Source organism: Paraburkholderia sp. BR10936, from assembly GCF_040965735.1.
Lineage (GTDB): Bacteria > Pseudomonadota > Gammaproteobacteria > Burkholderiales > Burkholderiaceae > Paraburkholderia > Paraburkholderia nodosa_A.
In genome coordinates this window covers 124,567-149,339 of the sequence record NZ_JBFRCM010000013.1, presented here as the reverse complement: position 1 = coordinate 149,339, position 24,773 = coordinate 124,567, and the positions used below count along the sequence as shown (strand labels likewise).

Here is a 24,773-nt window from a genome sequence, read left to right as displayed (position 1 = left end):
TTATTTGTGTGTTGCCTACGCCTATGCCTAGGACGGACGGAATTCCCCGAGCATCGCCACGAACATGTCGTTCCATGTGTGCGGCTTCGCCTTGATCGTGCCCACCATGTACAGAAAGTCCACGTACTCCATCAACTGCTCGGGCCAGACCGAAAAGCGCGACTCCGGCGCGCAGAGCGTCTGCACCACGTGCTCGCGCGACGCGCCGAAGCCCGACGAATCGACATAGATCTGCGCCGCGGCCGCCTTGTCCTGCGAAATCATCCGGTTCGCCTCGTCGAGCGCGTGAAGGAACGCCTTTGCCAGCGCAGGCTCGGTATCGACGAGGCGCTTGGGCGCGAACACCACGTCGAGCGTGAGCGGCCCGAGCACGTCGACCGAATTGACCACGCGATGGATGCCAGGCTGCTGCAATTCGAGCGTCGAAAATGGCGGCGACGCGAAATGCGCGGTGATGCCGCCCTCGCGTCGGATCAGCGACTGCATGGCCTGCGGATGCGGCAGGCCGACGGTGATCGAATCGAGCTGCGCGAAGTGCTGCGGCCCTAGCAGCTTGCTCGCCACCATTTGCAGCACCACGGCCGAAAGCGAGGTGCGAATACCGGGCACCGCAATGCGGTCGGCGGCCGTGAAGTCGCGCAGCGTCACAATTTGCGGCCGGTTCGTGTTGAGCGAGAGCGCCGTGGCCGAAAGGCCGCTGATGCCGATCACCTCGACGTTCGGTATGCCGCGCGCCCGCGCCCACAGTTCGATGAAGCCGGGTGCGCCCACGGCAGCGAAGTCGAGCGTGCCGGCCATCATGGCGTCGTCGACCGAATTGCCGCCGTCGAGCCTCACCCACTCCACGCTCACGTCCGCGAGCCCCTGGCGGGCCGCATGGCGCTCGAACAGGCGCGCCTTTTCCATCACGAGCAGCGGCAGATACAGCAGGCCATAGCCCTTGGAAATGCGCACCGTGCGCGGTGTGGCCCGGACCCAGGCAGGCGCGAGCCCCGCGGCAACGGCAGCCGCGCCAAGCCCGGCCGCAACGATCGCGCGCCGACGCGGTGAAGGCCGCGGCGACTTCACGCGCATCTTGCCGTCTCCGTTGGTTCGTGTCGTAATCACGTCGCGCTATCTTCCATGGTTCGCGAGATTACCGGGCGAGTCTGAGAAAATGCTGAGAAACACACACAGTAGACCTCGGGGAAAACCCGCAATCGCACCCATGAAGATTTCGGCAGGAACGGCATCATGCGCATTCTGGTGGTAGAGGACGACGCGGAAATCGGCGCGGCGGTCCGCAGCCGCCTCACGCGCCTCGGTCACGCGGTGGACCTCGAAGCGAACGGCGCGACGGCGAACAGCCTGCTCGGCGTGGAGCGTTTCGATCTGGTCGTGCTCGACGTGATGCTTCCCGCCATGGACGGCTTCGAGATTCTGCGCCATCTGCGTGCGTCGGGCTCGACCACGCCGGTGCTGCTGCTCACCGCACGCTCGGCCATCGACGACCGCGTGAGCGGCCTCGGCCTCGGCGCCGACGACTACCTCGTCAAACCGTTCGACTACCGCGAACTCGAAGCGCGCGTGCAGGCGCTCCTGCGCCGCAACAGCGGGCACGCGAACGATGTGGTGAAGCTGGGCGGTCTCGCCATCGACCGCAGCAGCCGGCTTGCCGAACTCGACGGCAAACCGCTTTCGCTTTCGCGCCAGGAGTTCGCGCTGCTCGAAATCCTCGCCAGCCGTCCGCAACGCATCTTCCCGAAAGAAGAACTGCTGAATCAGTTGTTCAGCTACGGCAACGAGCCGAGCGCGAACGCCGTCGAACAATACGTCACGCGCGTGCGCAAGAAGCTGCAGGGCAGTTCGGTCGAAATCCGCACGGCGCGCGGCATGGGATATCAAATTGCCGCGCTTTGACTGGTTCCCGAAAACGCTGCTCGGGCGCACGCTGCTCTTCATCGCGCTCGTCGTGGCGTCGGGCGCGGCGGCGCTCGCGGGCATCGCGCGCTATTACGCGGGCGTCGCGTCCGAGCGCGCCTACGATCAGCTGCTTGCGGGCGCAACCATCCAGGTCGCCGAAAACCTCTACGTGCAGGGCGGCGTGCTCGCGCTCAATCCGCCGGTGGCCGCGCTCTCCACGCTCTCGCGCTATGACGTCGTCTACTACAAAGTGGTCGACGCGCGCGGCCTCGTCGTTGCGGGCTATGGCGATCTTCCCGGTCCGGCCGATACGAAGAGCGCGTTGAACGCGCACCAGGGTCCGACATTCGCGAACGCCCGCTACCAGGGAGAGCGCGTGCGCACGGCGACCATCGGGCGCTACATGCCGGACGCGCGGCCGCCCGGCTGGGCCCTCGTCACGGTCGCGCAGACCACCCATGCCCGCCAGCAACTCACGAACGACATGAGCCTCAAGGTCTGGACGCTCATTTTGCTGATGAGCGTGCTCGCCATCGGCGCGAGCGGCCTTGCGATCCGGCGCGGCTTGCGTCCGCTTGCGCAGATCGAGCAGATCATCGCCGCGCGCGACCCGGCCGACCTGCGGCCCGTGGCGCACGACACGCCAAGCGAAATCAACGCGCTGATCGGCGCCATCAACGGGCTGATCGGCCGCCTCGCGGAACGCATGACGGCCATGCAGCGCTTTATCGCCGACGCCGCGCACCAGATGCGCACGCCGATCGCGCGGCTCGACGCGCAGATCGAATTGCTCAGCACCGAGTCCGATCCCGCGCGCCATGCCGCGCGGCTCGAAGCGTTGCGCGCTACCTGCTCGGACGTGGGCCGGCTCACCGGCCAGTTGCTCAATCACGCGATGGTGATTCATCGCACGGAAGTGGTCCCGTTGCAGCGCGTGGACCTCGCGAAGCTCGCCAGAGAAGTGTTGGGCCGCACCATTCCGCTCGCCGACGAACGCGACGTGAAAGTGGCATTCGAAAGCAGCGCGCCGCAGGTCTGGATCGCGGGCGACCCCGTGAGCCTGCAGGAAGCGCTGTCGAACGTGCTGCACAACGCGCTGCTGCACGGCAAGGCGGACGATATCGTCGTCACCGTGAGCACCTCGCCGGCGGCCGTCGCGCTAACCGTGACCGACAACGGTCAAGGCATCGCACGCGAACACTGGGACGCCGCGTTGCGTCCGTTCGAGCGCATCGGCCAGGAAGGCGCGGAGCGCACGACGGGCTCGGGCCTCGGGCTCGCCATCGTGCAGGCGGTGATGAAGGCGCACGGCGGCCGCGTGAACTTTGCGTTTCCCGCCGGCGGCGGCTTTGCCGTGGAGCTGACGTTTCCTCCCATAGAAGGCGAGACGCCGGCCGTGACGCCGCTGTGAACGCCTCGCGAAAGCGTTGGCGCGCGAGTTCGTCGACGCACGCGGTGTATCAGTGCGCGGATGGATGCGCCCGCGCATACATGCGCAATGCGAACCAGCATACGCCAGCCCCAAGACCACCCACCACGCCGCCGAAACTGCCGAGCCACGACACGCCGAAGCCATTGGCAATATGGTTGCCGAGCAGCGCGCCCGCGCCGATTCCCACGTTATAGAGGCCGGAATAGATCGAGACCGCGAGGTCCGCGGCCTCGGGCGCGAGCTTGAGCACCCATGCCTGCATGGCAAGGCCGAAGGAAACGATCGCGCCGCCCCACACCAGCGTGTGAACGGACAACGTGATGATGCTCAGCACGGCGGGAAACTGCACGAGCAGGCACGCACACACGGCGATCACAGCCACCTGGAGGAACTGAGCCGGATCGCGCGGATAAAGCCGGTTAAAGAAAATGGCAGCGGGAATACCGGCACTGCCGAACAGAATCAGGATATAGGTGATGCGTTGACTGCTTTCGTGGCCCACGGAGTGAATGAACGGCTCGATATACGTGTACGACGTGAAGTGCGCGGTCACGACGAGTATCGTGAGCAGATAGAGCGAGGCCAGCATCGGCTTTCTGAACAGCACGGGCACGCTGCTGAACGAGCCCGTTTGCTGGCTCGGCAGCAAGGGCAGCATCACGCGCAGCATGAGTAGCGCAAACGCCGCCGCGCCCGCAATGACGAAGAAAGTCTGCCGCCAGCCGAGCGTCTCGCCGATCACGCGCCCAAGCGGAATGCCCGCCACCATGGCGATCGAGGTTCCCATGCCGAGCATGGCGAGCGCCCGGCTCTTGTTGCCGGGCGGCGCGAGCCTCACCACCAGCGAGACGGAAATCGACCAGAAGATGGCGTGTGCAAAGGCAATGCCGATTCGGCCCACCATCAGCACCGTGAAGTTCCACGCCACGCCGGTCACGATGTGGCTGACGACGAAGAGCGCGAATACCCAGGTCAGCAGCTTGCGGCGTTCGACGTTGCGTGTCAGCAGCATCAAGGGCAGCGACGCCACGGCCACCGTCCACGCGTAGATCGTCAGCATGAGGCCGACGTCGGTCGGCTTCATGTGCAGGCTGTCCCCAATGGCGCTCAGCAACGCAACCGGCACGAATTCGGTCGTGTTGAAAATGAAGGCCGAAAGCGCCAGGACGAGCACGCCCCACCAGGATTGGCCGGAAGCGACCGGTTCAGGCGTCGACATACGAGTCAGGCGAGAGTCGATAAAGGGCGATTATCGCGTATCGCCGTTCGACGCAGTTTCAAACGGTGCAGCGCGTCGGTTCGGTGGACGACGGAAGAAGACTAGACCAGACTGGCCAACCCGCCAGGAAGCCCGATTGCCGCGCCAACGACACGCATGTGATCGTTGGCGGCACGAGCGAGGCGCGCGCAACTTCACGTCATCGCGCATAGGTTCTCTCTATACTGGCCCACGTGTCCTCCCTGCCTCGTTGCATGACGCGCAGGCACCGGCACGTTCCACCCGCATTGCCCATCCCTGGACGCCGCCACGAACCGCCGCGCGAAGCGCGACCGCGCGCCAATGCGTCGGCGTCTGCCTGCTTTGTGATGCTGTAAAAGAAACTGGAGAGTTTCCATGAGCACCTTCACCACCCGCGATGGCACGTCGATCTATTACAAGGATTGGGGCAGCGGCAAGCCCGTCGTGTTCTCCCACGGCTGGCCGCTTACCGCCGACGCCTGGGACGCTCAAATGCTCTTTCTGGTGCAAAACGGCTTTCGCACGATCGCGCATGACCGCCGCGGCCACGGGCGCTCCGATCAGCCCGCCAAGGGCAACGACATGGACACCTGGGCCGACGATCTGGCCGACCTGCTCGACAAGCTCGATGTGCAGGACGCCACGCTCGTTGGCCATTCCACGGGCGGCGGCGAAGTCGCGCGCTACATCGGCCGCCACGGCACGAAGCGCGTCTCGGGCGCGGTGCTGATCGGCGCGGTGCCGCCCATCATGATCAAGAGCGAGAAGAATCCGGGCGGTCTGCCCAAGGATGTGTTCGACGGCATCCGCAAGGGCGTGATCGACGACCGCTCACAGTTCTTCAAGGACCTGGCCGTGCCGTTCTACGGCTACAACCGCAGCGGCGCGAAGGTCTCGCAGGGCGTGATCGACTCGTTCTGGCAGCAGGGCATGTGGGGCGGCATCCTCGCGCTGCATGACTGCGTGCATGAGTTCTCCGAGGTCGACTACACGGAAGATCTCAAGAAGATCGACGTGCCCACGCTGATCCTGCACGGCGACGACGACCAGATCGTGCCGATAGACGACGCGGGCAAGCTCTCCGCGAAGATCGTCAAGGACGCGACGCTCAAGATTTACCCGGGCGGCCCGCACGGCATGTGTACGACGATGGCCGGGCAGGTCAACGCCGACCTGCTCGCGTTCCTGAACCGCAAGTAACGTCGCGGCGCGCGGCGTGCCCGTTCAACGCGAGCACGCCGTGATTGCCTCGACGTATTGCGCCTGCCACGCCGGGTCTTGCGCGAACGCCGCGAGATCCGCGTGCAGATCGTTGGCGTAGGCCGTTATGCACGCGCGGTTGTTCGCCTGGACGGCGCGCGGCATCACGAGAATCGCCGCCACCACGCCACCCACTGCCAGCGCGGCGATCGTCACGCCGATTGCCCAACGCCAGGCTTCTTCCCCTGTCCCTTTTAGCGCCGCTTCGCTCATTGCCCTTCTCCTTATTAATTAGCAAGACAATTATTCGAGGTTTAAAAAAGGCGCGAACGCCTTATGCAAGGCCCTTGCGTATCTTGCGCATGCCGGCGACCGTGGACTCGAAGAGGTCCGGGCCGACTTGCGCACGCAGGCGCCGCGCCACGTCGGCGCTCGCGCCGTTGATCGGGCCGTCGAGCGCCGTGCCGCCCGCCGTGGGAAAGAGTCCCCATTCGCGGCCATCGGCCTCGCCCTGGCGGCGCTCGAGCAAGTCCTTCTCGCACAGGTTGTCGACGAGGCGCGTCGCAGTGGGCCGCGCAATGCCGAGCGTTTGTGCGACATCGCTCGCGAGGCACCCGGGCTTCGCCAGCACGACGCGCAGCACGAAGCCTTGCGCGGGTGTGAGGCCGAACGGCGCATAAGCGGCACTCCACTCGCGCTCGACCAACCGCGCGAGCGCCGACGAATTGAAGTAAAGGCAGTGATCGAACATGGCAGCAATGAAACCACGAATTGATTAGCAAGGCAACCGTTTTCAGAGACTTCGGCGAGGCCCGCAGGACAAAATTCTTATATAAGACTCCCCGATTCACTTCTCTTTTCACAAGGGTCTTTACCAGCTTGACAGTCAATCAAGGGTACGATCCACAAAACCGGAGAGCCATCTCCGAATCGTCGGCCTCACCTTGCAAAGCCTTATAGAACGGGGCTCCGGCGCGGAAACGTTTTCGGCGCAGGGCCGGCCGATCAAGGCAAACGCGCCGACTTTCTGGTCAATTAACATTGCGCAAGCGCTTTCCACGATATGAAATATAGGCACGCCAGGTCCCCAGCCCGCTGCAAATTGAGGCAAAATCCAGGTGTTTCGCCGACTGCGCGCAGCCGGTGGTGTTATCACCCCGTTTTTGAACCCCGCCAAGAAGCCGATGAGTACCCAGCAACCCACCATCATCTATACCCTGACCGATGAAGCGCCGCTGCTCGCCACCAGCGCGTTTCTGCCGATCATCCGCACCTTCGCTGCGCCGGCCGGCGTGAACGTCGAGACCAGCGATATCTCCGTTGCGGGCCGTATCCTCGGCGAGTTCCCGGAATTCCTCACGGAAGAACAGCGCGTGCCGGACAATCTGGCCGAACTGGGCCGTCTCACGCAGTTGCCGGAAACGAACATCATCAAGCTGCCGAACATCAGCGCATCGGTGCCGCAGCTCGTCGCCGCGATCAAGGAACTCCAGGGCAAGGGCTACAAGGTCCCCGACTTCCCCGAAGATCCGAAGACCGACGAAGAAAAGGCTATCCAGAAGCGCTATTCGAAGTGCCTCGGCTCGGCTGTGAACCCGGTGCTGCGCGAAGGCAACTCGGACCGCCGCGCACCGCTCGCGGTCAAGAACTACGCGAAGAAGCACCCGCACAGCATGGGCGAGTGGAGCATGGCTTCGCGCACCCACGTCGCGCACATGAAGCACGGCGACTTCTACCACGGCGAAAAGTCGATCACGAACGACAAGGACCGCGAAGTCCGCATGGAGCTCGTGACGAAGGCCGGCGAAACCATCGTGCTCAAGCCGAAGGTCAAGCTGCAAGCCGGCGAAATCGTCGACAGCATGTTCATGAGCAAGAAGCACCTGCTGGCCTTCTACGAAGACCAGATGGAAGACGCGCGCAAGACCGGCGTCATGCTCTCGCTGCACGTGAAGGCGACCATGATGAAGGTTTCGCACCCCATCGTGTTCGGCCACGCCGTGCGCGTGTTCTACAAGGACGCGTTCGCCAAGCACGCCAAGCTCTTCGAAGAACTCGGCGTGAACGTGAACAACGGCCTCGTCGATCTCTACACGAAGATCGAAAAGCTGCCGGAATCGCAGCGCGAAGAAGTCATCCGCGACATGCACGCATGCCACGAGCACCGTCCGGCGCTCGCCATGGTCGACTCGGCCAAGGGCATCTCGAACCTGCACGCACCGAACGACGTGATCGTCGACGCTTCGATGCCCGCGATGATCCGCGCAGGCGGCAAGATGTGGGGCGCCGACGGCCGCCCGGCCGACACGAAGTGTCTGATTCCGGAAAGCACGTTCGCGCGCATCTACCAGGAAATCATCAACTTCTGCAAGACCAACGGCGCATTCGACCCGCGCACGATGGGCACGGTGCCGAACGTCGGCCTGATGGCGCAGAAGGCTGAAGAGTACGGTTCGCACGACAAGACGTTCGAAATCCCGCAGGATGGCACGGCGCGCATCGTCGACAACGCCACGGGCGAAGTGCTCGAAGCGCTCACGCAGCCCGTCGAGCAAGGCGACATCTGGCGTATGTGCCTCGTGAAGGACGAGCCGATCCGCGACTGGGTCAAGCTTGCCGTCACGCGCGCAAAGAACTCGAACACGCCGGCCGTGTTCTGGCTCGACCCGTACCGTCCGCACGAAAACGAAGTGATCAAGAAGGTCGAAACGTACCTGAAGGATTACGATCTGACCGGCCTCGACATCCAGATCATGTCGCAAGTCCGCGCGATGCGTTACACGCTCGAGCGCGTGATCCGCGGCCTGGACACGATCTCGGTCACGGGCAACATCCTGCGCGACTACCTGACCGACCTGTTCCCGATCATGGAACTGGGCACCTCGGCGAAGATGCTCTCGATCGTTCCGCTGATGGCGGGCGGCGGCATGTACGAAACGGGCGCCGGCGGCTCGGCTCCGAAGCACGTGCAGCAGCTGGTTCAGGAAGACCACCTGCGCTGGGACTCGCTCGGCGAATTCCTTGCGCTGGCCGTTTCGCTGGAAGACCTCGGCATCAAGACGAACAACGCGCGTGCCAAGCTGCTCGCGAAGACGCTCGACGCCGCCACCGGCAAGCTGCTCGACAACAACAAGGGCCCGTCGCCGAAGACCGGCGAGCTGGACAACCGCGGCAGCCAGTTCTATCTCTCGATGTACTGGGCGCAAGAGCTGGCCGCACAGAAGGATGACGCGGAACTCGCGGCACACTTCGCGCCGCTGGCGAAGGCATTGGCCGAGAACGAGCAGAAGATCGTGGGCGAGCTGGCCGCGGTTCAGGGCAAGCCGGTCGATATCGGCGGCTACTACAAGCCTGACTTCGCGAAGCTCGCTGAAGTCATGCGCCCGAGCGCGACGTTCAACGCCGTACTCGCAGCCGCTGCGAAGTAAGGGATGGACCCCGCCCCCCGTGCATTGCGCGGGGGACGTGCCACCAAACGAATCGAGCCTCCCACACTACTGTGGGAGGCTCGATTTTTTTTGCCCGGTTGATTGTGACGGCCGATATCAGGCGGCGAGTTTCTGCTCGACTGGCCGATCGTCCCGCGTCGGATCGCTCTCTCCGAGAGCAGGGCCCGGCTCCAGGTCGCAACGATCGGTTGCCAGAGCCACAGCAAGATCCAGCAGTTGCTTGTTCGAATCTGGATGACCCAGATGCGGCGGCATGACCTCTTCAATCAGGCCAGCATCCATCGCCCGAGGGATCTGCGCGAGTAAATCTGCAATCAGCGTCTGTCGCCTGCGGAATGCAGCACGCCGGTTCGACGGAACCTCGCTGACGTCGCGGTGATGCAGGCGAAGCGGCAGTACATACCGCCCATTGCGTTCGACGCCACCCAATTCCTGCCAGAAGCCATCATAGTCCGCGTGTATCTGAGCCCGCCTGGAGTCGGTAACGTGCGTCTTCTTCGTCACGCCAGTCAGCACGTCCACCCCTGCCATCCTGGACAATTCGCAGACAGCCTCCATGACAGCAGCCTTGGGCCGCAATCCATGGCATTCGCGCGTGGCCTCGCGCACCCGCTCCCTGGCCGCGCCGGAAGGTCCTTGCAGGCCGCCGATAAGCGCCCCGATTTTCCCCGCTTCGGCGTGCCACTCGAAACTGATTGTCGCCCACGCAAGATCGACGCGATCGACCACGTCGCGCCAGGCGACGCTCAGCAACCCTTCGCGCCAACAACGTACCGGCTCGCTCACGACGATGGCGTACCTTCCGCTCGACGCCAAGGTCACGTCTTCCGAATTCAGGTAGAGGCTGCGCACCAGATCGTCGCCGAAGCGTTCCCGTACGACCCGAAAATGTCCGCACAGTAGCTCGGCACGCGCGCAGGCACGCATGTCCGCCTGGACGAAGCGGCGAAAGGGGCGTTCAAGATAGCGACGATTACGGACGACAATCTCGGCAAGCAGGGAGTTTGCCGCCAGCGCACTCAACCAGACGCGAGCTGCAAACGGATGAAGCAGTGCGTACATGAGCACGCGCCCCTTCCGGAACAGGGCATCGGGACGCCTCCCAGGAATAGCCCTGGACAAGAGTTGGAAAAACTCGGGAATCGGTGTCATTGACTCGCGATCCGTTTTCGTGAATGGCTCAAACGCGGAGGCAACCGATGCAGCCGTGACGGCGTTGCGATTTGCGCCCGATGATGATCCGAATGCTGGAGGGTGGAATGTGCTGCGCAGATACATCGCAGTCCTTAAAAAAAATTGCCTCACTCACCGATCTTCGATACACGGGACGTCACGGAACAGTAACAGTCATTCGACGACCGGTACGAACGCTCTTGCGAGGATTCGGCCAGCCGTCGAGGTCATGAAACATATCACAGTATTACGAAGCGTTACAGAATTTTTCAAACGAGGGCACGATCGGTAAGTTTTCCGTAAACGTTATGAAAACTTCAGACAAACGTACGGTCCAGTCCCGGGCTTGACCGAACCTCGGCGCCCTGGCCCTTTCCCGCGAATCCGTAATGCGCCAGCCAAAAAAAACCGCTCCGGGGAGCGGCTTTACTGATCTGCCGATCGACGGGCGCGAAGCCCGTTGCAATCTCAATCATCCAGCAGCGAAAGATCGCGCACGGCGCCCTTGTCTGCCGACATCACGAGCTTGGCGTAGGCCTTCAGCGCCGCCGACACCTTGCGCGGACGCGCCTTCGCCGGCTTCCAGCCCTTGGCGTTCTGCTCTTCGCGGCGGCGCGCGAGTTCGTCGTCCGAGACCAGCACGTTGATCGTGCGGTTCGGAATGTCGATGCGGATCTTGTCGCCGTCGCGCACGAGGCCGATCGCGCCGCCTGCCGCCGCTTCCGGCGAGCAATGGCCGATCGAGAGGCCCGAAGTGCCGCCCGAGAAGCGGCCGTCGGTCAGCAGTGCGCACGCCTTGCCGAGGCCCTTCGACTTGATGTAGCTCGTCGGGTAGAGCATTTCCTGCATGCCGGGGCCGCCCTTCGGCCCTTCATAGCGCACGATCACCACGTCGCCGGCCTTGACCTTGTCGGCGAGGATGTTTTCCACCGCTTCGTCCTGCGATTCGGTCACGTGAGCCGTGCCTTCGAACACGAGGATGCTGTCGTCCACGCCCGCGGTCTTCACCACGCAGCCGTCGAGCGCGATGTTGCCGGTCAGCACGGCGAGGCCGCCTTCCTTCGAGAACGCGTGCTCGTACGAGCGGATGCAGCCTTCGGCGCGGTCCGAGTCGAGGCTCGGCCAGCGCGTGTTCTGGCTGAATGCGACCTGCGACGGAACGCCGGCCGGGCCAGCCATGTAGAACGTCTTGACCGCCTCGTCCTGGGTGCGCGTGATATCCCATTGCGCGAGCGCGTCGCCGAGCGTCGGCGTGTGCACGGTCGGCACGTCGGTGTGCAGCTTGCCGGCGCGCTCAAGTTCGCCCAGGATCGCCATGATGCCGCCGGCGCGGTGCACGTCTTCGATGTGGTACTTATTCGTGTTCGGCGCGACCTTGCAGAGCTGCGGCACGACGCGCGAAAGGCGGTCGATGTCGGCCATGCCGAACTCGATGCCCGCTTCCTGCGCAATCGCCAGCAGGTGGAGGATGGTGTTGGTCGAGCCGCCCATGGCGATGTCGAGCGTCATGGCGTTTTCGAACGCCTTGAAGCCCACCGAGCGCGGCAGCACGCGCTCGTCTTCCTGCTCGTAGTACTGGCGCGCGAGTTCGACGATGCGGCGGCCGGCGCGCTTGAAGAGCTGTTCGCGGTCCGCGTGCGTGGCGACCACGGTGCCGTTGCCCGGCAGCGAGAGGCCCAGCGCCTCGGTCAGGCAGTTCATCGAGTTGGCCGTGAACATGCCCGAGCACGAACCGCAGGTCGGGCAGGCGGAGCGCTCGACTTCGGCCACTTCGGCGTCGGAGTATTTGGTGTCGGCCGCGATCACCATGGCGTCGATCAGGTCGAGCTTCTTGACTTCGATGGCCTTCGTGACCGGGTTCGCGAGGCGCGTCTTGCCCGCTTCCATCGGACCGCCCGAGACGAAGATCACGGGGATGTTCAGGCGCATGGCGGCCATGAGCATGCCCGGGGTGATCTTGTCGCAGTTCGAGATGCAGACCATGGCGTCGGCGCAGTGCGCGTTGACCATGTATTCGACCGAATCCGCGATGATGTCGCGGCTCGGCAGCGAATACAGCATGCCGTCGTGGCCCATGGCGATACCGTCATCGACGGCGATCGTGTTGAATTCCTTGGCCACGCCGCCCGCGGCTTCGATTTCGCGCGCAACGAGCTGGCCGAGGTCTTTCAGGTGCACGTGGCCGGGAACGAACTGGGTGAACGAGTTGACGACCGCGATGATCGGCTTGGCAAAGTCCTCGTCTTTCATGCCGGTGGCGCGCCAGAGGGAGCGCGCACCTGCCATGTTGCGGCCGGCGGTGGAGGTTTTGGAACGGTATGCGGGCATTGTGGCTGTAGAAGAAAAATCGCAGAAAGGAAGCGGGCCACGGGATTGAGGGCCCCACGCACGCCCTTGCGAACAACCTCTTGAGCTGCGCTCTGGGCAGAACTCGTCATTATCCCACAGGGATGGGCGCCCCGCTGGATCGGCCGGCGGCGGTCGCGGGGTGCAGCTGGTACGCCCGAAGGCACCCCCGAGGCGTCGGCCGTTTTCTCAGGGTTGCCGAACCTTGCCGAATCCACCCGCCTGCACCACTATTCTTCGTCAAACCCGCGTGACGGAGAGAGCCCATGTCCCTGCAGAACATCAAGCACGTCGTTGTCGTGATGTTCGAGAACCGATCGTTCGACACAATGCTTGGCGGCTTGTACACGAACGGCAGCAGCCCCACCCATTTCCTGCCCGCGGCCAGCGCGGAACGGCCATTCGATGGGCTCACGATGGGCCTGAGCAACCCGACGAAGGCCGGCGGCACCATCGCCGCCACCATGCCGGCCTCGACGGCCACGCTGCCCGACCCCGATCCGCAGGAGACGTTCGCGAACGTGCGCGTGCAACTGCTCGGCAACGCGGCAGGCGCGACGCCCATGTCGGGCTTCGTGCAAGACTACGAAACGACCGCGACGACGGACGCGAGCCAGGTCATGCAGTGCCACAGCCCGGATCAGCTGAAGGTGCTCTCGACACTCGCGCGCGAGTACGCCGTCTGCGACGCCTGGTTCGCTCCCGTGCCGAGCCAGACCTGGCCGAACCGCGCCTTCGCCCACGCGGGCACGTCGAACGGCCACGTCGACAACGGTGCGCCGCCCGACCCGTTCGACTGGCAAGTACGCACCATCTTCAACGTGCTGGGCGACATGGGCACGAGCTGGGCCGTGTATAGCGCCGCCCTCGTCGCGCCCTCGCTCACGCTCACCATGTTCCCGACGTTATGGGATGCGAAATATAAGGCCAACTTCCAGCGCTTCAGCAACTTCGTCTCCGACTGCGAGAACAACACGCTGCCGCAGTATTCGTTCATCGAGCCGCGCTTTCTGCTCGACCCCAACGACCAGCACCCGCCACACGACGTCTATGCGGGCGAGAGCTTTCTCTACGACATCTGGCACGCGTTGAGCACGTCGCCCGCATGGCCCGAAACGCTGCTGGTGATCACCTACGACGAGCACGGGGGCACCTACGACCACGTGCTGCCGCCCGCCAACGCCGTAGCGCCCGATGCCGCGAGCAATCCCGGCGACCAGAACTTCGCCTTCGACAGCTTCGGCGTACGCGTGCCGGCGGTCGTGGTGTCGCCGTATATCGCACCGGGCACCGTGTTCCGCTCACCGGGCGCCACACCCTACGACCACACGTCGATTCTCGCCACACTGCGCGACTGGCTCGGCATCGCGCCCGCCGACATGCTCGCGAGTCAGCGCGTGGCCGCCGCGCCCACGCTCGCTCCGCTGCTCACGCTGGACACGCCGCGCACCGACCTGCCGGCCATCGCCGCGCCGCCCGCTTCCGGATTCATCGCCACCAATCTCGCCCGCCCGCTCAACGACCTGCAAAAGAGTCTCGTGAGCGGCACGGCGCGGCGCTCTGGGCTCGATCCGGCAGCCACGCTCGGGACGATGTCGACGCGCCAGCACGCCGTGGACTTCTTCCACAACCTGCTCTCGTCCGACCAACCCTGAGCAGACGAGAAAACCCAAAACCGCCTCAGGCTTCGCCCAGGCCTTCCTGTGAAATCGACGCGAACAGCACGTCCGAAAACGCGTTGGCGGCAAGCGTGCTCGATGCCCGCCGCTGCTTGAGCAGCGCGACGGTGCGCTGTGGCAACGCCGGCGTGACCGGCAGCGTGACGAGCCCGCGATGCTCGCGCAGCACCGCCGAAGGCAGCAGCGTGGCGAGCGTGCAGCGCCGGTCCGAAGCCGCGCCCCTTCAATAGACGTCGCGCAGGTAACGCTTGTCCCGCCCGAGTGCACTGACGTAGTCGTGCGCGGCCTCGGCGCTCATGCCGCCATGGCCCGCCACCACCTCCCTGAGCGCCGTATCCACGTCCTTCGCCATGCGGCTCGCATCGCCGCACACGTAGAGGTGCGCCCCTTCCTGCAGCCATTCCCATAGCTGCGCGCCCTGCTCGCGCATGCGGTCCTGCACATAGACCTTCTCGCTCTGGTCGCGCGAAAACGCGAGGTCGAGCCGGTCGAGGTGGCCGTCCTTGCGCATTTGCTCGAGTTCGTCGCGGTAGTAGAAGTCGGTGGCTGCGTGCTGCTCGCCGAAGAAGAGCCAGTTGCGGCCCGTGTCGCCGCGCGCCTGCCGCTCGTGCAGAAAGGCGCGGAAGGGAGCGACGCCCGTGCCGGGGCCGACCATGATCATCGGCGCGTCGCCGTTGCGCGGCGGCCGGAAATGCGTGCTCTTCTGCACGAACACCGGGACGCTGCCCTCCTGCGCGCGGTCCGCGAGGAAGGTCGAGGCCACGCCCTTGCGCTCGCGGCGGCCGTTGTTGTAGCGCACGGCCGAAACGGTCAGATGCACTTCGCCCGCATGGGCTTTCGGGCTCGACGAAATCGAATAGAGCCGCGGCTGCAGGCGCTTGAGCATGCCGAGCAGTTCGGGCGCGCTCATGTCGACGGGATATTCGTGGAGCACGTCGGCGAGCTGCTGGCCCCACAGCCAGTTGCGCAGATCGCCCTTGCGTGAATCGTCGAGCATCTCCGCGAGACCCCGTGAGCGCGTGCGCGACGCGATGAACGCGAGCGCATCGGGGCTCGGGCGCGCGATCTCGTAGTGCTTGCCGAGCGCCTCGCCGAGGCGCATTTCGCCGTGGCCGCTCACGGCGACGGGCGTGTCGGCGGCGAGGCGCGTGAGGCCCAGCAACTCGTCGACGAGCGCGGGACAGTTGGTGGGCCACACGCCGAGCGCGTCGCCCGCTTCGTAGTCGAGGCCCGCCTCGCCCGTTGCGAGCGAGAAGTAGCGCGTGTCCTTCGTCGCGCCCTTCATGTTCAGGCGCACGTTCTTCAGCAGCTTCGAGGCGGCCGGACGCGCCTTCGTCGCCGCGCAGCCGGGCAGCACCTCGGGAATCGAACCGTCGGCGGGCACCGCGTGCAGCGCCGCGTCCTCCTGCTTGATGCGCACGACTATGCGCTCGAGCCAGGCGTCGGCGGCACTCTGGTATTCGCTGTCGCAATCCACGCGCTCCATGAGACGCCTGGCGCCCAGCGCTTCGAGGCGCGCGTCGAGCTTGCGCCCGTGACCGCAGAACGCGTCGTAGTTGCGGTCGCCGAAGGCGAGCACGGAAAAGCGCAGCGAGCGGAGGCGCGGCGCGTTGTCCGCCGCGAGCGCACTCCAGAAGGCCGCACCGTTGTCGGGCGCGTCGCCGTCGCCGAACGTGCTCGTCATCAGGAGGACGTATTGCACCTTGGCGAGGCTCCCGAGCGGGTAATCGGCCATGCAGGCCGTGCGAATCTCGAAGCCCGACTCCATCAGTTGCGTCGCGTATTGCTCGACGAGCGATTCGACGTTGCCCGTCTGCGAGGCCCACAGCAGCACGACCTTGGGGCGCGTATGGGCGATGCGCACGCCATGCGGCTTTTCTTCCGGTGCACCCGGCACGGCGAGCGCAGCCGTGCGCGCGACAGGCTCGCCGCGGCTGAAGAGGCCCGCCAGCAGTCCGTCCAGCCACACGCGTGTGTCGGCGGGAAACGGCGCGTGCGCGGGCAGCATGGGCACGCCAACGGGCTCGGCCGCCCGCAACGCGCGCAGGCCGCCGACAAAGCCCGCGAGATACTGGCGTTGCGCGTCGTCCAGCTGCGGCGCAGCGACGTCGTCGAGACCGAGTAGCGTCGAAAAGGCATCGATACGGGACATGTCGAGTTCCTGAGACGGGTTGGCGGTTTTCGGCGCGCTGGCGTCGAACGCGCCCGACGCAACGGCGGCATCGGTGCCATCCGGTACGCGCGCGGTCTCGCGCGGCGCGGATGGCGGGCCGACGCGCGAGAGCGCGACCGCGCAGAATTTCAATTCGGGCTGCTGGGAAATCGGGTCGATCGCGTCGCTCGTGACCGCGTTCACGCAAAGCTCCTCGCCATACACGTCGTTCCAGTGCATCGGCGCGAAGCAGTTGCCGGGACGCACACGCTCGGTCACCACGGCGGGCAACACCACGCGGCCGCGGCGCGAGCGCACTTCCACGCGGTCCTTCGCGGCAATGCCGAGCGCGGCGGCATCCTCGGGATGAATCTCGACGAACGGGCCCGGGTTGAGCTTGTTGAGCATCGGCACCTTGCCGGTCTTCGTCATGGTGTGCCACTGGTGCTGCAGGCGACCCGTGTTGAATACGACCGGGAACGTGCCATCGGGCAGTTCGGCAGGCGCAACATGGGGACGCGCGAAGAACACGCCCTTGCCGTGCGGCGTGGCGAATGCGATGCGAGGGCGCGTGCCGTCGACGTTTTCCCTGAGCGTTTGGCTCACGCCGTCGTTCACATAGCGCAGCGGGTTGCGATCGCTCGCGGCATCCGGCGCGATGGGCCATTGCAGCGGCGTTTCGCGCAATTTCGCGTGGCTCGCGCCGCGCAGGTCGTAGCCCGTCTTCGGGTTCGCGAAGCGCGTGATTTCGTCGAACACCTCGGCAGCGCTCGCGTAGCTGAACGCCTGCGCAAAACCCATCGCGCAGGCCACGCGCGCGATGATCTGCCAGTCGGGCAGCGCCTCGCCCGGCGGCTCGACGGCCTGCTGCATGAGCGTCATGTTGCGCTCGGAGTTGATCATCACGCCCTCGGCCTCGGCCCAGAGCGCGCCGGGCAGCAGCACGTCGGCGTACTGATTCGTTTCGGTGTCCAGAAAAGCGTCCTGGGCGATCACCAGTTCGGCGGCCCTCAGGCCCGCTACCACCGTTTGGCGGTTCGCAACGCTCGCCACCGGGTTCGTGCAGATGATCCAGCACGCCTTGATCTCGCCCGCGGCCATGCGCGAAAACATGTCGATGGTGCCGCCACCCACTTTCACGGGCAGCGTGCCGGGCGCCACGCCCCACGCCGCTTCGACGAACGCGCGGTCTTCTTGCGCGAGCACCGTGCGCTGGCCAGGCAAGCCGGGGCCCATGTAGCCCATCTCGCGCCCGCCCATGGCGTTGGGCTGCCCCGTGAGCGAGAACGGTCCGCTGCCGGGGCGGCAAATTTTGCCCGTCGCGAGATGCAGGTTGCAGATCGCGTTGGTGCTCCATGTGCCGTGCGTGCTCTGGTTCAGGCCCATGGTCCAGCAGCTCATCCACTCGGGCGCCTCGCCGATCATCTGCGCGGCGCGGCGAATGTCGTCGACGGCCAGACCCGTGATTTCGGCGACCTTTTCCGGCGTGTAGTCGTCGAGGAACGCGGGCATCGCGTCCCATCCTTCGGTGTGCTGTGCAATGAAGTCCGCATCGGTGTGGCCGTTCCTGTGCAGCAGGTGCAGCAGGCCATTGAGCAGCGCGAGATCGGTGCCCGGCGCGATCTGCAGGAACAGTGACGCCTTCCCGGCGGTCGCCGTGCGGCGCGGGTCCACGACGATGAGCTTCGCGCCCGCCTTCACGCGCTCCATCATGCGCAGGAACAGGATCGGATGACAGTCCGCCATGTTCGCGCCGATCACGAAGAAGAGGTCGGCGCGGTCGAAGTCCTGATAGGAACCCGGCGGCCCGTCTGCGCCGAGCGAGAGCTTGTAGCCGCTGCCCGCGCTCGCCATGCACAGGCGCGAGTTCGACTCGATGTTGTTGGTGCGCACGAAGCCTTTGGCGAGCTTGTTCACGAGGTACTGCGCCTCGATCGACATCTGCCCGGAAACGTAGAACGAGAGCGCGTCGGGGCCGTGCGCATCAAGCGTCGAGCGCAGCCGGCGCGCCGTATCGGCGATCGCCTGCGCGAGCGGCAGCGGCACCGGGTCCTCGTCGCGGGCGTGGCGCACGAAGGCACGCTCGAGGCGCCCCGACTTGCGCAGCGCCACGTGCGCCGACGAACCCTTCGTGCAGAGGCGGCCGAAGTTGGTCGGATGCTCGGCGTCGCCAGAAATCTTCGCGACCTGGCCGTCCTCGACGTGCAGGACCATCCCGCAGCCTACGCCGCAGTACGGGCAAACGCTCTTTATGCTCTCGCTGCTCATGCGGTCGATCGATATCAGCTTGAAACAGATTCGGGGCGCACCGCGCATCCTGCGCGCCGCGCGTTTGTCATTTCATTCGGGCAATCAGGCGGCAATCCAAACCTGACCGTTTTCCACGCGGGCGGGGAACGCATTGACCGAATGCTGCGGCGCTTCGATGCACTCGCCAGTAGACAGATCGAAGTGATGCTTGTAGATGGGCGAGGCCACCACGACGCGCTCGCCAAAGCTGCCCACGAGCCCGCGGGAGAGCACGGCCGCGTGCGAGTTCGGATCGTAGTTGCCGATGGCGTACACGCGCGCGTCGCCGTCGTCGACATGAAACACGGCGACCTGTTCGCCTTTAACGAGCGCACACACGCCGGTGTTCGGCACGATGTCGTCGAGCGTGCAGACGGGAACCCAGTTGCCTTGACTATGTTCGTTGCTCATTTCGTACTCCTCGGTTCGATGAAAGGGAATCAGACGGTTTCGACGACGACGGGAATGCCGGACAGCGCCTCATGTCGCTTGTATTGCGGCGCCGCTTGCGGGAGCTGCGTGCGCTCCTCGGGCGTAGCCGGACGAATCTGGCCGCGCTCTTCGATGAAGGTGACGTGCTGGTCGCCCGCATCGCTATTGACGAAGTGGCGAAAGCGGCGACGCGTTTCAGGATCGGTCACGGCCTTCTTCCATTCGCATTCGTAGGTGTCCACCACGAGCTGCATTTCCGCTTCGAGTTCGGCGCCGAGTCCCAGCTTGTCGTGCACGACCACGTCGATCAGATAGTCGAGGCCGCCTTCGAGGTTGTCGCGCCACACGCTCGTACGCTGCAGGCGGTCGGCCGTGCGCACGTAGAACATGAGGAAACGATCGACGTAGCGCACCAGGGTAGCCTGATCGAGATCGGCGGCGAGCAGTTCCGCATGGCGCGGCTTCATGCCGCCGTTGCCGCACACGTAGAGGTTCCAGCCCTTCTCGGTGGCGATGATGCCGACGTCCTTGCCTTGCGCCTCCGCGCATTCGCGCGTGCAGCCCGAGACGCCGAACTTGATCTTGTGCGGCGCGCGCAGACCCTTGTAGCGGTTCTCGAGTTCGATCGCGAAGCCCACCGAGTCGCCCACGCCGTAGCGGCACCACGTCGAGCCCACGCACGACTTCACGGTGCGCAGGGCCTTGCCGTATGCGTGCCCCGATTCGAAGCCGGCGGCGATCAGTTCTTCCCAGACGAAAGGCAACTGCTCGACGCGCGCACCAAAGAGGTCCACGCGCTGGCCGCCCGTGATCTTCGTGTACAGGCCGTACTTCTTCGCCACCTGACCCACGGCGATGAGGCCCTCCGGCGTGACCTCGCCGCCCGGCATGCGCGGCACCACCGAATACGTGCCGTCGCGCTGAATGTTGGCGAGGTAGTAGTCGTTCGAATCCTGCAGGCTCGCGTGCTCCTTCTTCAGCACGAATTCGTTCCAGCAGGACGCCAGAATCCCGGCCACGGCCGGCTTGCAGATATCGCAACCCAGCCCTTTGCCATGCTTCGCGAGCAGTTCGCCGAAGGTCTTGATGCCCTCCACGCGCACGAGGTGATACAGCTCCTGGCGCGAATAGTGGAAGTGCTCGCAAAGGTGATTATTGACGGCGAGCCCCTGGCGCTTCATCTCCGACTTCATGATCTGCGTGACGAGCGGCACGCAGCCGCCGCACGACGTGCCAGCGTTGCACGCCCCCTTCACCGCGGCGATGGTCGTCGCGCCTTCCTGGACGGCCGCGCAGATTTGCGCCTTCGACACGTTGTTGCACGAGCAGATCTGTGCGGCGTCGGGCAGCGCTTCCACGCCGATCGCGGGCTTGGCCTTGCCGTCGGCCTGCGGCAGGATCATGAATTCGGGCGACTCGGGCAACTCGATGCCGTTGAGCATCATCTGCAGCAGCGTGCCGTATTCGCTCGCGTCGCCCACCATCACCGCGCCGAGCAGCTTCTTGCCGCAATCGGACACGACGATCTTCTTGTAGACCTGGCGGCGCTCGTCGGCGTAGCGGTAGGAACGGCTGCCGGGCGTCTTGCCGTGCGCGTCGCCGATGCTCGCCACGTCCACGCCCATCAGCTTGAGCTTGGTGCTCATGTCGGCGCCCGCGAAGCTCGATGCCTCGCCCGTCAGCGCCCTGGCGGCGATGCGCGCCATGTCGTAGCCGGGGGCGACGAGGCCGAAGATCTGCCCCTGCCAGAGGGCACATTCGCCGATGGCGTAGATGTTCGCGTCGCTCGTACGGCACTGGTCGTCGATCACGATGCCGCCGCGCGCGCCGATTTCGAGGCCGCAGGCGCGGGCGATTTCATCGCGCGGGCGAATGCCGGCCGAAAACACGATCATGTCGGCATCGAGGTGCGTGCCGTCGGCGAACTGCATGCGGTTGGCGGCCGTTGCGCCGTCCACCGTTTTACCGTCCACGATCGCCAGCGTGTTCTTCTGCGTGTGCACGCTCACGCCGAGTTCTTCGATCTTGCCGCGCAGCATGCGGCCGCCGTCGTCATCGACCTGCACCGCCATCAGGCGCGGCGCGAATTCCACCACGTGCGTCTCGAGACCCAGGTCGCGCAGGGCCTTTGCGCATTCGAGACCGAGCAGGCCGCCGCCCACCACTACACCCGACTTCGCGCTCGCGCCGCGCGCCTGCATCGCTTCGAGATCGTCAATGGTTCGGTAGACGAAGCAATCGGCGCGATCGTTGCCCGCAATGGGCGGCACGAACGCCGAGGAGCCGGTGGCCAGCACGAGCTTGTCATACGAAAGCGTCTCGCCGTTGGACACCTCGATGGTGTGCGCTTCGCGATCGATCGACACCGCCTTCGCGTTCAGCACGAGACGCACATTCTCGCGATCGAAGAAGCCGGGCGCTACGAGCGAGAGATCGCCCGCCGACTTGCCTGCGAAGAATTCGGAGAGGTGCACGCGGTCGTACGCGGGGCGCGGTTCCTCGCAGAGCACGGTCACGCGCGCGTTGGGCGCGCCGTCCGCAAGGATGCACTCGAGAAATTTGTGGCCCACCATGCCGTGGCCGACGACGACGATCTCCATCGCGGCCGAGCTGTTCACTTCGTTCGTTGCTTGCACCATGCTGAGCCCCTGCCAATAAAAAAGGCGTCCCGCGATTCCAGCTTGCGCGAAGCCAGATTCGGGGGACGCCGTTGTCCTGAATACGAAACCCTTGTGCGCCGCGCTACTGCTTGCGGCCGAATCCTCATTGATTCGCGTGGCACTTGCTGCGAAGCAATACGCAAGCACTGTGCCAATCTGCGCGCATTCCATGCAAACGCCCCGTCCGGCGGAGTTCGGCGGCTGGTGAGCGGGGCGTCCGCCACAACGCCCGCGCGCGCATCGTGATGCAGGCCAGCACAAGATTGGTGCCCTGCAGCACATTGACTGTGCGCCCTGGGCGTGCAGGTTGCGGCGTCGTCGATTGTGGCCGGCGCCCACGGACGGGCGGCGCGAGCGCGCGTAAATTGGTCTGGAACTTGCGTGCGCCTGAGCGCCCGGCAACGTTGCCGGGCATGCAACCTGAGGCCGCGCTTCGCGCCTCGACTCGAACACACCGGACAATGGCGTCCCCTCGTCGCAAGCGGCGAGCGGACGCCATTTGTCTTATGGCGCTGCCCATGCGGTGCGCCAATACAAAGGAAGACGACGATGATGACGGGCAACGAAGGCAAGGTCACGCTGGTGAGCGCAGGTCCGGGCGATCTCGACCTGCTCACCCTGAAGGCGGCGAAGGTGCTCGCGAGCGCCGACGTCGTGCTGCTCGACGATCTCGTGAATCCGGAAATCGTCACGCTCGCGCCGCAGGCCCGCGTGATCCGCGTGGGCAAGCGCGGCGGCTGCCGGTCCACGCCACAGGCCTTCATCGAGCGGCTGATGCAGCGCTACGCGCGCCGCGGCTTGCACGTAGTGCGGGCGAAAGGCGGCGACGCGCTGCTGTTCGGACGCGCAGGGGAAGAACTCGCGGCGCTGCGCCAAGCGGGCGTGACGGTGGAAATCCTGAACGGGGTGTCCTCGGCGTTCGCGGCAGCGGCGGGACTCCGCGTGTCGCTCACGCATCGCGATCATTGCCAGGGCGTGATCTTCGTGACTGCGCATCTGCGCGACCACAGCGAACCGGACTGGCACGCGCTCGCCGCGACGGGCATGACGCTCGCCATCTATATGGGCATGAGCCGCATCGAGTCCCTGTGCGCAACGCTCGTGGGCGCGCTGCCCACAACGACGCCCGCCGCCGTCGTGCAGTGGGCGGGCAGCGCGAACGAGCGGCGCGTCACGGGCACGCTCGGCACGATCGCAGCGCATGCTCGTGAAGCAGGCCTCGGCAGCCCCGCCATCATCCTCGTCGGCCACGCGATTGGCGAGGCGGCTTCGTTCGCCAATTCGCCTGCGTCGTTCGGCGTGCATTCGCACGAATCGAGTATCGAAGAGCTGCGTCGACGCGCGTGAACGCGTTGGCGGCCCGTCGCTCACGCGCGGGCCGCATCCTGCTAACGACCCAGTTCTCAGTTGCTTGCGCTCGCCTGGGCGCCCTGCACGACGGCCTGGGCCATCGCCGGCTCCTGGGGCAGCGCCCATTCGAGCCAACGTGCGCGATGCAGCACCACGAGTCCGAATGCGGCCGCCGCGATCAGGCCGAACGTCGCGAAGCCCATCTGGTAGCTGCCGGTGCTCTCCTTGGCGATGCCCATGATGACCGGCAGATAGAAGCCGCCGATTCCCCCCGCCGCGCCGATGATGCCCGACATCAGCCCGGTGCGGCCCTGCCAGCGGCGCGGGACGAGCTGGAACGTCGCGCCGTTGCCGAGACCGAAGCACACGTAGGTGAAGGCGAGCAGCGCAATGCCCGCGGCGAACGGCGGCATCCACAGCGCGAATGCGAAGTCGCACACCGAGATCGCGGCAAGCAGCACCACGAGTGCGCGCACGCCCGAAATGCGATCCGCGATCAGGCCGCCGAGCGGGCGCACCATCGCACCGGTCAGCGCGAGCAGCGACATCATCACGCCGGCTTCGAGCTTGGGCACCTGGTAGAGCGAAATCAGCAGCGTCGAGACATAGGACGACATGCCGACGAAGCCGCCGAACGTGATGCTGTACACGAGCATCACGACCCACGTGTCGCCTTCGGTCAGTACCGCGCGATAGTGGCGCGGCAACACGGCGATGGCCAGCAGCGCGCCGAGCACCGGCAGCAGCAGAACACCGGTCTTGCCCGCGCCGAACAAGCCTGCATGCACGGCAAGCACGAGCGCGATCAAACCGGCGAGCGTGATGCCGAACGAGCGCAACGCCTGCGGCGCGCTGCCGGACTTCTGGCCGAGATCGCGAGCCCAGAAGATCACTGCCGTCGCGGCGAGCGCGAGCAGCGGGAGCGCCGCGCCCGTGGCGCGCGCCCATCCATAGTGGCTCGCGAGGCCCGGGAAGAGGAAGCCGTCGAGCACGGCGCCAATATTGCCGGCCGCGGCGAGGCCGAGCACGAGGCCCTGCACCTTCGGCGGATAGTTGCTGCCCGCCATGGGCAGCGCCACGGCGAAGCTCGCGCCGCCCACGCCGAGCAGCACGCCGAGCACGAGCAGCAAGGTATAGGACGGCGTGCCCGGCATCATCAGCAGCACGGCGGCGGGGATGGCGGAAAGCGCGATGCCCATCAGCGCGACACGGCGGCCGTCGTAGGCCTGATAGAGATTGCCGAGCGTCACGCGCAGAATCGCCGCGCCGAGCACCGGCACGGCCACGAGCAGGCCCAGTTCGCCCGGCGTCATCGCAATGTCCTTCTGGATGAACGGCGCGAGCGGGCCGAACATCACCCACACCGTGAAGCCGGTGTCGAAGTACAGGAAGCACGCGACGAGCGCGCGCCAGTTACCGCTCTTGAGCGAACTTACCAGGTCTTTCACGAGGTTCTCCCCAATAGTGGA

Annotated in this window: 17 protein-coding genes; 6 read left to right on the top strand and 11 right to left on the bottom strand. The window is 65.5% G+C overall.

What is annotated here, in order from left to right; all coding sequences use genetic code 11:
- Positions 1 to 27 precede the first annotated feature (27 nt).
- Positions 28 to 1,074, bottom strand: coding sequence for an ABC transporter substrate-binding protein (locus AB4Y36_RS25575; protein WP_368684536.1), 1,047 nt, complete (start codon positions 1,072 to 1,074; stop codon positions 28 to 30).
- A gap of 159 nt (positions 1,075 to 1,233) precedes the next feature.
- Here AB4Y36_RS25575 and AB4Y36_RS25570 point away from each other — a divergent pair, with 159 nt between their 5' ends.
- Positions 1,234 to 1,899: a response regulator transcription factor gene (locus AB4Y36_RS25570; protein WP_069266778.1), complete on the top strand. Its 666-nt coding sequence runs from the start codon at positions 1,234 to 1,236 to the stop codon at positions 1,897 to 1,899.
- Positions 1,886 to 3,313 (top strand): sensor histidine kinase, encoded by a 1,428-nt coding sequence (locus tag AB4Y36_RS25565; RefSeq protein ID WP_368684461.1) that lies wholly within the window; start codon positions 1,886 to 1,888, stop codon positions 3,311 to 3,313. The genes AB4Y36_RS25570 and AB4Y36_RS25565 overlap by 14 nt, the downstream gene beginning before the upstream one ends.
- 49 nt (positions 3,314 to 3,362) lie before the next feature.
- Here the strand turns inward: AB4Y36_RS25565 and AB4Y36_RS25560 are convergent, their stop codons facing one another.
- The gene (locus tag AB4Y36_RS25560; protein ID WP_368684460.1) at positions 3,363 to 4,553 is read right to left on the bottom strand and encodes a sugar transporter; all 1,191 of its coding nucleotides are present in this window, start codon (positions 4,551 to 4,553) and stop codon (positions 3,363 to 3,365) included.
- Positions 4,554 to 4,949: 396 nt separating this feature from the next.
- Here AB4Y36_RS25560 and AB4Y36_RS25555 point away from each other — a divergent pair, with 396 nt between their 5' ends.
- Positions 4,950 to 5,774, top strand: a complete 825-nt coding sequence (locus tag AB4Y36_RS25555) for an alpha/beta hydrolase (protein ID WP_342947196.1) — start codon at positions 4,950 to 4,952, stop codon at positions 5,772 to 5,774.
- Positions 5,775 to 5,798: 24 nt separating this feature from the next.
- On the opposite strand, the gene AB4Y36_RS25550 is transcribed toward AB4Y36_RS25555, so the two are convergent.
- Both AB4Y36_RS25550 and AB4Y36_RS25545 read right to left on the bottom strand, forming a co-directional pair.
- On the bottom strand, positions 5,799 to 6,047 hold the full coding sequence (locus tag AB4Y36_RS25550) for a hypothetical protein (protein WP_368684459.1): 249 nt from the start codon (positions 6,045 to 6,047) through the stop codon (positions 5,799 to 5,801).
- Positions 6,048 to 6,108: 61 nt separating this feature from the next.
- Positions 6,109 to 6,525, bottom strand: coding sequence for a MarR family winged helix-turn-helix transcriptional regulator (locus AB4Y36_RS25545; protein WP_069266783.1), 417 nt, complete (start codon positions 6,523 to 6,525; stop codon positions 6,109 to 6,111).
- A 433-nt stretch (positions 6,526 to 6,958) separates the two neighbouring features.
- On the opposite strand from AB4Y36_RS25545, the gene AB4Y36_RS25540 reads away from it, so the two are divergent.
- Positions 6,959 to 9,202, top strand: coding sequence for an NADP-dependent isocitrate dehydrogenase (locus AB4Y36_RS25540; protein WP_069266784.1), 2,244 nt, complete (start codon positions 6,959 to 6,961; stop codon positions 9,200 to 9,202).
- A 117-nt stretch (positions 9,203 to 9,319) separates the two neighbouring features.
- Here the strand turns inward: AB4Y36_RS25540 and AB4Y36_RS25535 are convergent, their stop codons facing one another.
- Positions 9,320 to 10,375, bottom strand: a complete 1,056-nt coding sequence (locus AB4Y36_RS25535) for a DUF535 family protein (RefSeq protein WP_342947195.1) — start codon at positions 10,373 to 10,375, stop codon at positions 9,320 to 9,322.
- Between the two features lie 489 nt (positions 10,376 to 10,864).
- The gene (gene ilvD / locus AB4Y36_RS25530) at positions 10,865 to 12,724 is read right to left on the bottom strand and encodes a dihydroxy-acid dehydratase (RefSeq protein ID WP_368684458.1); all 1,860 of its coding nucleotides are present in this window, start codon (positions 12,722 to 12,724) and stop codon (positions 10,865 to 10,867) included.
- 284 nt (positions 12,725 to 13,008) lie between these two features.
- On the opposite strand from ilvD, the gene AB4Y36_RS25525 reads away from it, so the two are divergent.
- Positions 13,009 to 14,397 carry an alkaline phosphatase family protein gene (locus AB4Y36_RS25525; protein WP_368684457.1) on the top strand — a complete coding sequence of 463 codons (1,389 nt, stop codon included), beginning with the start codon at positions 13,009 to 13,011 and terminating at the stop codon, positions 14,395 to 14,397.
- Positions 14,398 to 14,422: 25 nt separating this feature from the next.
- On the opposite strand, the gene AB4Y36_RS25520 is transcribed toward AB4Y36_RS25525, so the two are convergent.
- The 4 genes from AB4Y36_RS25520 to nirB all read right to left on the bottom strand — a co-directional run bounded on the left by AB4Y36_RS25520 (position 14,423) and on the right by nirB (position 21,894).
- Entirely contained in the window at positions 14,423 to 14,590 is a 168-nt protein-coding gene (locus tag AB4Y36_RS25520; RefSeq protein ID WP_368684456.1) for a hypothetical protein, read from the bottom strand.
- A 54-nt stretch (positions 14,591 to 14,644) separates the two neighbouring features.
- Positions 14,645 to 18,841: a molybdopterin-dependent oxidoreductase gene (locus AB4Y36_RS25515; RefSeq protein ID WP_368684455.1), complete on the bottom strand. Its 4,197-nt coding sequence runs from the start codon at positions 18,839 to 18,841 to the stop codon at positions 14,645 to 14,647.
- Between the two features lie 84 nt (positions 18,842 to 18,925).
- Complete coding sequence (gene nirD / locus AB4Y36_RS25510; protein WP_069266789.1) at positions 18,926 to 19,273, bottom strand: nitrite reductase small subunit NirD; 348 nt, start codon at positions 19,271 to 19,273, stop codon at positions 18,926 to 18,928.
- Positions 19,274 to 19,302: 29 nt separating this feature from the next.
- Positions 19,303 to 21,894: a nitrite reductase large subunit NirB gene (gene nirB / locus AB4Y36_RS25505; RefSeq protein ID WP_368684535.1), complete on the bottom strand. Its 2,592-nt coding sequence runs from the start codon at positions 21,892 to 21,894 to the stop codon at positions 19,303 to 19,305.
- A gap of 612 nt (positions 21,895 to 22,506) precedes the next feature.
- Here nirB and cobA point away from each other — a divergent pair.
- Positions 22,507 to 23,301, top strand: coding sequence for a uroporphyrinogen-III C-methyltransferase (cobA, locus tag AB4Y36_RS25500; RefSeq protein ID WP_368684534.1), 795 nt, complete (start codon positions 22,507 to 22,509; stop codon positions 23,299 to 23,301).
- Between the two features lie 56 nt (positions 23,302 to 23,357).
- Here cobA and AB4Y36_RS25495 read toward each other — a convergent pair whose 3' ends face one another.
- Positions 23,358 to 24,752: an MFS transporter gene (locus tag AB4Y36_RS25495; protein WP_069266790.1), complete on the bottom strand. Its 1,395-nt coding sequence runs from the start codon at positions 24,750 to 24,752 to the stop codon at positions 23,358 to 23,360.
- Between the last annotated feature and the right edge of the window lie 21 nt (positions 24,753 to 24,773).

What these genes read in the sequence shown, in the direction of transcription:
- AB4Y36_RS25575 (WP_368684536.1), bottom strand. Translation starts at nt 1,074, where the DNA reads ATGCGCGTGAAGTCGCCGCGGCCTTCACCGCGTCGGCGCGCGATCGTT.
- AB4Y36_RS25570 (WP_069266778.1), top strand. Translation starts at nt 1,234, where the DNA reads ATGCGCATTCTGGTGGTAGAGGACGACGCGGAAATCGGCGCGGCGGTC.
- AB4Y36_RS25560 (WP_368684460.1), bottom strand. Translation starts at nt 4,553, where the DNA reads ATGTCGACGCCTGAACCGGTCGCTTCCGGCCAATCCTGGTGGGGCGTG.
- AB4Y36_RS25555 (WP_342947196.1), top strand. Translation starts at nt 4,950, where the DNA reads ATGAGCACCTTCACCACCCGCGATGGCACGTCGATCTATTACAAGGAT.
- AB4Y36_RS25550 (WP_368684459.1), bottom strand. Translation starts at nt 6,047, where the DNA reads ATGAGCGAAGCGGCGCTAAAAGGGACAGGGGAAGAAGCCTGGCGTTGG.
- AB4Y36_RS25545 (WP_069266783.1), bottom strand. Translation starts at nt 6,525, where the DNA reads ATGTTCGATCACTGCCTTTACTTCAATTCGTCGGCGCTCGCGCGGTTG.
- AB4Y36_RS25540 (WP_069266784.1), top strand. Translation starts at nt 6,959, where the DNA reads ATGAGTACCCAGCAACCCACCATCATCTATACCCTGACCGATGAAGCG.
- AB4Y36_RS25535 (WP_342947195.1), bottom strand. Translation starts at nt 10,375, where the DNA reads ATGACACCGATTCCCGAGTTTTTCCAACTCTTGTCCAGGGCTATTCCT.
- ilvD (WP_368684458.1), bottom strand. Translation starts at nt 12,724, where the DNA reads ATGCCCGCATACCGTTCCAAAACCTCCACCGCCGGCCGCAACATGGCA.
- AB4Y36_RS25525 (WP_368684457.1), top strand. Translation starts at nt 13,009, where the DNA reads ATGTCCCTGCAGAACATCAAGCACGTCGTTGTCGTGATGTTCGAGAAC.
- AB4Y36_RS25515 (WP_368684455.1), bottom strand. Translation starts at nt 18,841, where the DNA reads ATGAGCAGCGAGAGCATAAAGAGCGTTTGCCCGTACTGCGGCGTAGGC.
- nirD (WP_069266789.1), bottom strand. Translation starts at nt 19,273, where the DNA reads ATGAGCAACGAACATAGTCAAGGCAACTGGGTTCCCGTCTGCACGCTC.
- nirB (WP_368684535.1), bottom strand. Translation starts at nt 21,894, where the DNA reads ATGGAGATCGTCGTCGTCGGCCACGGCATGGTGGGCCACAAATTTCTC.
- cobA (WP_368684534.1), top strand. Translation starts at nt 22,507, where the DNA reads ATGACGGGCAACGAAGGCAAGGTCACGCTGGTGAGCGCAGGTCCGGGC.